This window comes from Streptomyces sp. NPDC060027 (assembly GCF_042737005.1).
Lineage (GTDB): Bacteria > Actinomycetota > Actinomycetes > Streptomycetales > Streptomycetaceae > Streptomyces.
Genome location: NZ_JBHWVI010000289.1, coordinates 1 through 9367 on the forward strand (window position 1 = coordinate 1; position 9367 = coordinate 9367).

A 9367-nucleotide genomic window follows, 5' to 3' on the forward strand; every position below is an offset into this window, starting at 1 on the left:
GTTGGCGTGCCGCTCCGCCCGAGCGGCACGCGAACTTCCTTGAGTTCATGCGGGACATGCATCGGGAGTTCCACAGCCTTCAGGCACGGCGGAGGGACGGGGATCCGGTGTTCGCCAACGACACGACGCGAGAGCTGGACACTCTGGTGGAGGAGGCCCGGCTGGAGGCGCTGGGTGGCGGCTGGGAACGGGCCGTGAAGGCGCTGGACGAGGCCAAGGGGTACGGCAGGCCGCGGGCTGCGGGGCTGGGCGATCAGATACGTCGCCTGCTCGGACAGAGCCACATGGTGTACTTCGAGGACCTGGTGACGGACCCGCGGTACGCGCCCGAGCTGCTGCCGGCCCTGGTCGCCGAGCACGCGGCACGCTCGTACCGGGATGACTCCACGCTGAGGTTCCACTTGGGGGGCGCCGACGACGAGATGGTGTCGCTGGCTTTCGCGACACTGGAACAGGTGAGGGATGGCACGTACCGGTACACGGTGGCCGGACCGTTCGGGGAGGCGGTCGAGCGGGCGCGGGAACAGGCGCGGTGGGGAGAGGCCGACAGGGCGTGGCGGACGCTGATGGACGCTCTACCCCTGTGGGAGCCGCTGGGTCCGGACCATCTGGCACCGCTGGGGTGGGTGGCCGACCCGGTGCTCGGACCGCTGCTGACTCCGGAGCGGGGCCGGGAGCTGCTGTCCACGCCGAGGGGCGGGCAGGCAGGTGAGGCACCGAGGCCGACGGCCGGGCTCGACCCGGGCACCTTGGCCTGGCTCGCGGAGCCGGACCCGGGCAACAACCGGACGTCTTTCCGGTTCGTCCTGGTGGAGGGGGTGGAGCCGCAGGAGGTGCCCGGACGTCTCGCGGACGGGGACGACACCGTGCTGAACGAACCATTGACCTTCTGGGAGGCTTACCGCAGATCGCGGCACAACCGGCGGGAGTCCTCGTCCTACGACGACAGGGCTCTCATGGCGGTCGGCCGGGCAGGCACCGGTTGGAGCTTCGCCTTCGACGGCGACCCCGCCCCGTTCGACCAGCGGCGGTTCGTCTCTCCGGCCGCGGCCGCCAGTGAGGGCACGCGCGCGATCGTGGTGTGGAGCGGCCTGAGGACACAGCACGGGGATCCGTTCTTCCATCTTTCGGTAGCGCGAGACGGTGGCGAGCAGTACGCATTCACGTACGCGGACGGAGAGATCCAGCAGAGCGGGGAGATACCGCGGGCATTGGATCCGAGCCTGTTCTTCGGCGCCCTGGACGTCGGGGCCGAGGTGGAACGGTCGCTGCTGGAAGCGGTAGCCGGGGAGTTCGGTGTCCAGCTGCCGCGTCATGCCATCGTGAACGGGCGGCTGCACACGTTCACCACCCGTTCCTGGACGCGACCGCCGAGGAACGGCGAGACGTACACGGTGATCCGGGTGGAAATGGGGGGCGCGCGCCCGGCGGACGGCCGGTGGACGGAAGAGGACGGGCCGGGAAGCAGGTAGCGACCGGCCAGGCCACGTGGCCGTCCGGCCTTGGGCGGACATCAGCACCACGAACGCCCCGCGTACTGCACTTCACCGCCGAGTCGTCGTCGAACGGCATGGTCGAGCGCGACTGCACAAGGCCGGAACCGGCACGGACTAGTCGAACTCGCGCGCTCGGTCGGCACGTTGAAGGCGAACGTTCCTCGCGGCCTGGGCGTCACAGATGTGGTGGCGGGTCCCGTCCACAATGCCGTACGTCCAGGGGGAAACATGCGAAGCATCAGACTGCGCCGGCCGCTCGTAACGCTCGCCCTGCTCACCATCGGGGCCGTGGGAGCCACAGCCTGCGGCACCGGGACAGCGGCGCAGGTCGGAAGCGACAACCGGGAACGAGCTGAGCGCGCGGAACGAGTCTCCGAGGCCTGGGACGGTTCCGAGGCCGCGAAGACCTGGCGGGAAGGCTACTTCCCGCTGGACGATCCGGTCCGGCTGCCCGAGGACGCCTTCCACAACCATGCCGACAAGCTCGCGTACCAGACCCGGAACCTCGAACTGCGCGGCAAGCTCCCCGACTCCAGCGCCAAGCAGGGCAAGATCCGCTGGCGCGCCGGTGGAGTCCTGACCGTGTCGATCGACTCCGCGCGGACCTCGTACGAGGGGTTGGCCCAGGGCAAGGACACGAGGGCCGCCCTTGTCGTCACCGGCGCCCGGCTCGGCGCGACGACCCTCCTCACCAGCCGGGGTCCGGCAACCGTGCCTGCCTGGCACTTCACACTCAAGGGGTACGACACCCCGCTCATCCGCGTCGCAGTCGCCGGACCGGCGAAACCCCCCAAGTCCCCGATCAAGTCTCTGACGCTTCCGTCCGACGAGCTGTGGCCGCTCGCCGGCCTCGTCTCGGTCTCGAAGGACGGCCGCCGCGTCACGGTACGCGCCCATCACGGGGCCTGCGACGACGGCCCGATGGTCGACGTACGGGAATCGGCGGGCAGCGTGGTCCTCTCCGGCTGGATCCACGGCCGCTCCGACGGTCCCTGCACATCGAACCTGCTCGCCAAGAAGGTGACGGTGAAGCTGGACCGCCCGGTCGGCGAGCGCCTGCTTCTTGACGCGTACACCGGCAGGCCCGTGCCCTACAAGAACTGACCAGCGTCGGGCCCGGTGCGCCGCAGCACGGCAGTTGTCTGGAGCAACACCAGGAGCAGTGGCCCTCAACTGCCGCACCCGCGTCGTGGCTGTTCGTCCGTCATGATCGGATCGGATTTGCACGGCGATGGGCTGGGAAGCATGGCGAGGTGCCCCACTCCCCTGTCCCGCCCCTCGCAGTCGACGGTCGCTGCAACTACCTGGTCTCCTTCGCACGCGGGACCGAAGGCGCGCCACCGTGTGACGCGCCGCTGCCGGCGACGTTGGTCGCCATCTGGCACGCCGACCGTGTCCTCATGGTCTTCGATCGATTCCGTCAGGCGTGGGAACTGCCCGGCGGCCGTATCGAGGAAGGCGAATCCTCTCGTCAGGCGGCTGCGCGCGAGTTGCTGGAGGAGAGCGGCCAGGTACCCGACGGACCGCTACGGTTCATCGGCTACGCGGGTTTTGTCCTCGCACCCGACCAACGAGCCGAGAACGCGGCGTTGTTCGCAGGCCGCACCACCGATGTTCGGGACTTCCAGGCCACCGAGGAGATCGCGGCCATTCGCTGGTGGGACCTCCGGGAAGTCCTTCCGGGACGTGTTCAATCCCTGGACACCTACCTCGCCCGACTCACACGCGCGTCGGATTCTGGCCCCTCCCACGATCCACGGTGACGTCAGAACTCAAGCGTGCGGCAACTCCACATCGAGACCTACGGCCGGTGGGTCGTGTACCACGTGTGCGTGCCTGCCCGCACACGCCGTTGTCGGTGCCGTCCGTCATGCTCGGACGTATGAATGAGATCGACACGGCTCCGCTCCGGCCTCCCGGTATAAGGAACGACTTCGACGTATCCGCCGCTCTACAGGGTCTCGTCGGGGCCTCGGGCTGCTGGAACACGGGCTCCTTGGCCGGTATCGGACGCATCGGGCGCTACGTCGAAGGCAGTTGGGCGCCCGATCCGGGCGAACGGGAGGTCCGTCCGCCCGCGGCGGGCAGCTGGACGGAACTCATAGGACGCACGGGCGCGCTGGCACTGCGCGCGGCGGCCCCCGCGACCAGGCCGGAGCGCCGCGAGGTACTGCTCGACTTCCTGGAGATGTGGGCGCGGACGCCGTTCGCCGATCCGGCCTACCGCTTCCGCCTGGGCCGGCTCGCCGGGACGACCTCGTTCACCGTCCGCGACCAAGGGGGCGTCTCCTTCGGCCTGCATCTGCCGGCGGCGCGCCAAACCCTCTACTTCGAGGCCGTGCTGCCCGGCGGCGAGGCCGCCCCGCGCCCCGAGGAACCGCTCTACGTCGTGGACTGTCACCGCGGTTGGGGCACTCCCGGACAGTTGCTGGCTCTGGTGGAGCTCGTCCGGGAACGCGGCCCCGTCGCCTGGGACGCGGCCGCGGCCCTCGCCCTGAGCGAGGCCACCGGGCTGAGCCGCCCCGCCGCGGCCCTCGTCCTGGCCGGCAACCCCGGTGCGAGCAGCTACTACACGCCCTTCCTCGACCAGCACGAACGTGCCGTGATCGGCTTCAAGAGCGGCGAACTCGATTCCGCGCACGCCGAGTTGGCCATGCTGCGGGACGAGGGGCGGCTCACCCTGCTCGCCGACGTGATGCCCGAGGACCCCGCGGACCTGTGGGAGCCGGGCGGCCTCGCCCGCGTCGCGGAGCGCACCGCCGCTGCCTGGGTGGAGCAGCACGGCGCCGGCCCGCAGCCGCCGTGGAGTACCTGGCAGGCGGCGGTCGCCCTGGAGACCCGGATGCCGGCGGCCCACCTGTGCCGGCTGTTCCTCGACCCGGCGAACGCCCCTGTGCCGCCGGGCTTCTCCTTGCGGGGCTGTCCTTGCCCGTCCGAGCATCGCCGTCTGTGCACCGCGTGGGACGTCATGGTCCGCTACGACGCCGATACCGTCGCGGACGCCGTCTTCGCCGGCCTGGCGTGGGCGTACGCGGACCTCCCCGCCGGGGACCCCGTACGGGACGGGGTGCCCGAGGTCGTCCGCCACCTGCGCAAGGTGCTCGCCGGAAGCGACTCACCGGCCAGGGTCCTCCACGCGGGCGTGGTCCGCGGCAGCCGTGGGAGTCGGCGCTGGGACTGGCTGACGGACGGCACCTGCGACCGCGTCACCGCCCGCGTCACCGACGGCGAACTACCCCCGGGCCGCTACGAGTCCGACCCGCGCGCCTGTGTCCCGGACCTGGTCGCCGACGTGGCCGTCACCCTGGCCCTGCCCGAGGACGCCGCCGCCCTCTACCTCCAGCTCCTGCTGCTCCCCGCTCCGTCGGACCGCAGCGTACGGCGCTGGAACGCTTGGACCCCGGCCCGTCACAAGGCGGCCGCGGCAGAGCTGGTGGCACGGGGTCTGGTGGTGGAGGACCGCAGGGCCCGCGCGGGGCGCACGCTCTTCCTGCCCGGCCCGTGGGCGCACGCCAAGAAGCCTCTGCCACCGATGGAGACCTGGAAAGCGCCGCTGATCGGTGCGCGGCTGAGCGCCGACGGAAGTGAGGTGCGTGCCTTCGAGCTGCTGCCGGGCACGCTCCCCGAGTTGTTCACCGAGGCCTGGCGGCTGGTCCGCGGGGCGCAGGGACCGACGGCCTGAGGACCGACGGCCTGAGGACCGGCGGCCGTCGGACGAAGGCCGGGCCTTCGCCGCTGCGCTCACGCGTTCCGTCAGGAAGCCGGGTTCACGCGCCCGAAGCAGCGCTCCAGTTCGTTCAGGTCGTAGAACGTGCTGCCCTTCGACACCGGGCGGCAGCCCGCCTTGAACGCAGTCTCCTTCTCGTTGTAGAGCATGCGGACGAGGTAGGTGTCGCCCTTGCGGAAGACGTCCCACTGGATGTTCGCGCCGAGCGGTGCCACGGACGCGCCCCGCCAGGGGTTGTCGGCGTAGGTGTAGGGCTGGTCGGGGGTGGCCGGCTCGGTGCTGCCGGGCAGGCCCATCAGGGCCGCCAGCGGGATGATCTCCTCGGCGTGGGTGAAGCGCAGTTCGGCGCCGAGTGTGCTGGTTCCCGCGCGCTTGGCCTCCGCCTGGCGGAAGAAGTCGTCGAGCAGGACGTCGGCCATCCTGTACGTGATGTCGCTGTCGGCGAAGCCCGGGCCCTTCTCGTAGAAGTCCTCGGTGTCGCCCAGGTATCCGAACCAGGCGGCATCGTGCCGGGAGATGTACCGCTGCATGTCCCAGCCCCTGCCGCCGGGGCTCTCGTCGCTCATGGCGGGGGCGATGGCGTACAGGTTGTAGACGGCCTCGGCGGCGTCGACGTCGCTGCCGATGGAGGAGAACTCGCCGTCGGTGACGCGCCGCACGAAGTCGTCGGTGAAGATCTCCCGCAGGACGCTGCGGGCGGCACGGTGGGTGGCGGGCTGGTCGGTGATGTTCTTGAGGGTGGTCGCGAGCCGCTGGTCGTTCGCGATGTAGTCCCGGTAGGCGGCGCCGCCCGCGGTCTTGTGGAAATAGAGCAGGTCCTTGTCCGTGCGGGTGGGGCCGATCAGCGGGGCCAGGTCCGGGTCGGCTGCGGCGAGCGCGGCACCGTACAGGGTGCCGCTGTCCACGGCGCGGCCCTGCCCGGAGCTGACCACGCCGATCCCCTCGGAGTCGGCGGCGATCCGGTCGAAGAGCCCGGGCAGCCGCTGCTCCGCGCGGACGGCGGTCTGCCGGATCTCGCGCTTGCCGCGTCCGCTGAGGTTGCCGTACCCGACCTTCGCCATGGCGTCGAGGAGAGCGCGCACCTGGGGCCCGAACCCGCGCCCCTTCCGCGTGAGTTCGCCCTCGCTCTCGGCCTTGTCCCACAGGGCGAGGATCAGGTCGCCGTCCTCGCTGTCGGTCGCCGAGCGCGCCCCGTGGCGGGAGACGTTCTCGGTGAAGACCGGGACGAACCCGCGGGGCGCCCGCTGGTAGGTGCGGGCGTCCTGCCGCGCCTCGTACACGGCCTTGGTGCCGTAGCTGTCGGTGGTCCGCTCGCCGGCCTGGGCCGGGACGGAGGTCGCCAGGAGTGCGCAGAGCCCCAGGGTGAGAGCGGGGGTGACTCGTTTCATGGACGGGCCGTTTCGTCGGAGGGTCACGCGGGTGATCTTCCGTATCGTCGACGGCCGATGTGAACGCAGGGTGGCTCGGGAGTGGCGGGTCAGGAGGGCGCGTCAGGAAGGCGCGTCAGCCCTCGACGGGACCGCGCGGCATGCCCGCTCCATGGCGGGCACTTCTCGTTCGGGACGGCGCCGTCGAAGCGCCGGTCGCGCTGCCGCGCCCGTCTTCCTGACCTCTTCGGTGCTGAGGCACGGACGTCTGCGTCGAGCGGCTCACCTCTGCAGGTTCATGCCCTTGGGTGTCGTGAGGCCCTTGTCGGGGTGGGCACGGAAGGTCGCCGTCCAGACGGTGGGTGGGCAGGACCTGCCGTTGGGGTGCTGCTCCGTCAGCCTGGCCCGGGTGCTGTCTTCGACGACGGTGGCTCCGCTCTTCGCGGACGTCACGGTGAGCCGTACCGGCAGGGTGGACGCACCGATGCCGTCGGGGAGTCGGACCGACAGCGAGGCGAACGGGTCGCCGGGACTGCCCGACGCGTGCTCCTCGCACGTGCGGTTCACGCACAGCCGGATCGTCGCCGCGTCCCGGCCGCCGAAGTCGGCCGGCAGCCACACAGCGGAGACCCGCGAATCGCCACCGACCAGGGTGCACGGCATGTTCTGGCCGAGGAGCGAACATCCGGTCAGGGCCGCCACCGGAAGCAGCGTGAGAAGGAGTCGGCGCATGTCAGGGCCACGCTACCGTGCCGGGGAAGGGCGCTGTCCGCCGGCCCGGTGCCGGTGAATCTCACGAGCGGTCCGTGCTCTCCCAGGGCCTCGCTGTGACCCCAAGCACCGCCACAGCGCGTGCCATCGCCGTCGGATGGGCCGCTGCTCGGGTGAGCCGTGTCTCACCCGGGCGACGGCGCTTGTCTATGCAACGAGTTGCATAGAAAGCTGTGGGGTATGGCGCTCGAACACGCGATCCTCGTCTCCCTGCTGGAAAAGCCAGGCTCCGGCTATGAGCTGGCCCGGCGGTTCGAGCGGTCCATCGGCCACTTCTGGACCGCGACCCATCAGCAGATCTACCGCGTTCTCAAACGCATGGAGAGCGAGGGTGTCCTCTCCGTGCGCGAGGTACCGCAGCAGGGACGTCCGGACAAGAAGGAGTACTCCGTCGCCGATCCCGGCCGCGCGACCCTCTCCCGATGGCTGCACGAGCCGATCGAACCGGAGAGCCTTCGTCACGATCTCGCGGTGAAGATCCGCGGCAGCGCCTTCGACGACCCGGCGGCGCTCATCGACGAGGTCGAGCGGCACCACCAGGTCCACAGCGACCGGCTCGCGCACTATCTCACCGGGGAACTGCGCGACTTCACCGGGCCTGACGCCCCCACACCGCTCGACGCGGGTCAGCAACTGCAGCACGTCGTGCTGCGCGGTGGCATCGCGTTCGAGCGGATGACGATCGCCTGGCTCGACGACGTCCTCGCCACCCTCCACACCCTGGCCGAGTCGACCGGTGCCACGGCCGGACCGCAGGGCAGCCCGTCGGGGCCGTCAGCCTGAGCCGCACCCCCTTCTTCATCCCCGTACGGCAATCTCGTACCACCTCCCATCCCTCGGAAGGCGAACCTCCATGGCCACTCCCTTGCTGTTCAACCCGCACACCTACGACCCGACGCACTTCGACCCCGAGACGCGCAGGCTGCTGCGCGCCACCGTCGACTGGTTCGAGGACCGCGGCAAGCGCCGCCTGATCGAGGACTACCGCACCCGCGCCTGGCTCGGTGACTTCCTCGCCTTCGCCGCGAAGGAGCGCCTGTTCGCGACCTTCCTCACCCCGGCCTCGGCCGCCACGGACGAGGACCAGCGCTGGGACACCGCCCGGATCGCCGCCCTGAACGAGATTCTCGGGTTCTACGGTCTCGACTACTGGTACGCCTGGCAGGTGACCATCCTCGGTCTCGGCCCGGTCTGGCAGAGCGACAACGCCACGGCTCGCACGCGTGCGGCGGACCTCCTGTCCGAGGGCGAGGTCTTCGCCTTCGGCCTGTCCGAGAAGGCCCACGGCGCCGACATCTACTCCACCGACATGCTGCTGGAGCCCCAGGCCGACGGCGGCTTCCGGGCCGGCGGCTCCAAGTACTACATCGGCAACGGCAACGCCGCCGGCCTCGTCTCCGTGTTCGGCCGCCGCACCGACATCGACGGCCCCGACGGATACGTCTTCTTCGCGGCCGACAGCCGCCACCCGGCGTACCACCTGGTGAAGAACGTCGTCGACTCCTCCAAGTTCGTCAGTGAGTTCCGCCTGGAGGACTACCCGGTCGCCCCCGAGGACGTCCTGCACACCGGCCGCGCCGCCTTCGACGCCGCCCTCAACACCGTCAACGTCGGCAAGTTCAACCTCTGCACCGCCTCGATCGGCATCTGCGAGCACGCGATGTACGAGGCCGTCACGCACGCGCACAACCGCATCCTCTACGGCCGTCCCGTCACCGCGTTCCCGCATGTACGCCGGGAGCTGGCCGAGGCGTACGTCCGTCTCGTCGGCATGAAGCTGTTCAGCGACCGCGCCGTCGACTACTTCCGTTCGGCCGGTCCCGAGGACCGCCGCTACCTTCTCTTCAACCCGATGACGAAGATGAAGGTGACCACGGAGGGCGAGAAGGTCATCGACCTGATGTGGGACGTCATCGCCGCCAAGGGCTTCGAGAAGGACAACTACTTCTCCCAGGCCGCCATCGAGATCCGCGGCCTGCCCAAGCTCGAGGGCACGGTCCACGTCC

Annotated in this window: 8 protein-coding genes; 6 read left to right on the forward strand and 2 right to left on the reverse strand. The window is 70.4% G+C overall.

Features of this window, described 5'->3' with window-relative positions; genetic code table 11:
• From ACFWBT_RS38920 to ACFWBT_RS38935, 4 genes are all read left to right on the forward strand, one after another.
• A partial coding sequence (locus ACFWBT_RS38920) for an SMI1/KNR4 family protein (protein ID WP_385708363.1) occupies positions 1 to 1472 on the forward strand: 1472 nt, incomplete at its 5' end.
• A 252-nt stretch (positions 1473 to 1724) separates the two neighbouring features.
• On the forward strand, positions 1725 to 2600 hold the full coding sequence (locus ACFWBT_RS38925; RefSeq protein ID WP_385708366.1) for a hypothetical protein: 876 nt from the start codon (positions 1725 to 1727) through the stop codon (positions 2598 to 2600).
• A gap of 263 nt (positions 2601 to 2863) precedes the next feature.
• Positions 2864 to 3259 (forward strand): NUDIX domain-containing protein, encoded by a 396-nt coding sequence (locus tag ACFWBT_RS38930; RefSeq protein WP_385708369.1) that lies wholly within the window; start codon positions 2864 to 2866, stop codon positions 3257 to 3259.
• A 119-nt stretch (positions 3260 to 3378) separates the two neighbouring features.
• Positions 3379 to 5178, forward strand: a complete 1800-nt coding sequence (locus ACFWBT_RS38935; protein ID WP_385708373.1) for a hypothetical protein — start codon at positions 3379 to 3381, stop codon at positions 5176 to 5178.
• Between the two features lie 71 nt (positions 5179 to 5249).
• Here the strand turns inward: ACFWBT_RS38935 and ACFWBT_RS38940 are convergent, their stop codons facing one another.
• Positions 5250 to 6611 carry a histidine-type phosphatase gene (locus ACFWBT_RS38940; RefSeq protein ID WP_385708376.1) on the reverse strand — a complete coding sequence of 454 codons (1362 nt, stop codon included), beginning with the start codon at positions 6609 to 6611 and terminating at the stop codon, positions 5250 to 5252.
• A 261-nt stretch (positions 6612 to 6872) separates the two neighbouring features.
• A complete protein-coding gene (locus tag ACFWBT_RS38945) occupies positions 6873 to 7322 on the reverse strand; it encodes a hypothetical protein (RefSeq protein WP_385708379.1) in 450 nt (149 codons plus the stop codon).
• Between the two features lie 219 nt (positions 7323 to 7541).
• Here ACFWBT_RS38945 and ACFWBT_RS38950 point away from each other — a divergent pair, with 219 nt between their 5' ends.
• Both ACFWBT_RS38950 and ACFWBT_RS38955 read left to right on the forward strand, forming a co-directional pair.
• Positions 7542 to 8144, forward strand: coding sequence for a PadR family transcriptional regulator (locus ACFWBT_RS38950; protein ID WP_385708383.1), 603 nt, complete (start codon positions 7542 to 7544; stop codon positions 8142 to 8144).
• A 70-nt stretch (positions 8145 to 8214) separates the two neighbouring features.
• The coding region (locus ACFWBT_RS38955) for an acyl-CoA dehydrogenase family protein (RefSeq protein ID WP_385708386.1) at positions 8215 to 9367 on the forward strand (1153 nt) is incomplete at its 3' end.

Excerpts from the sequence above, each read along its gene's own strand:
- ACFWBT_RS38940 (WP_385708376.1), bottom strand. The coding sequence starts at position 6,611 with ATGAAACGAGTCACCCCCGCTCTCACCCTGGGGCTCTGCGCACTCCTG.
- ACFWBT_RS38950 (WP_385708383.1), top strand. The coding sequence starts at position 7,542 with ATGGCGCTCGAACACGCGATCCTCGTCTCCCTGCTGGAAAAGCCAGGC.
- ACFWBT_RS38925 (WP_385708366.1), top strand. The coding sequence starts at position 1,725 with ATGCGAAGCATCAGACTGCGCCGGCCGCTCGTAACGCTCGCCCTGCTC.
- ACFWBT_RS38935 (WP_385708373.1), top strand. The coding sequence starts at position 3,379 with ATGAATGAGATCGACACGGCTCCGCTCCGGCCTCCCGGTATAAGGAAC.
- ACFWBT_RS38945 (WP_385708379.1), bottom strand. The coding sequence starts at position 7,322 with ATGCGCCGACTCCTTCTCACGCTGCTTCCGGTGGCGGCCCTGACCGGA.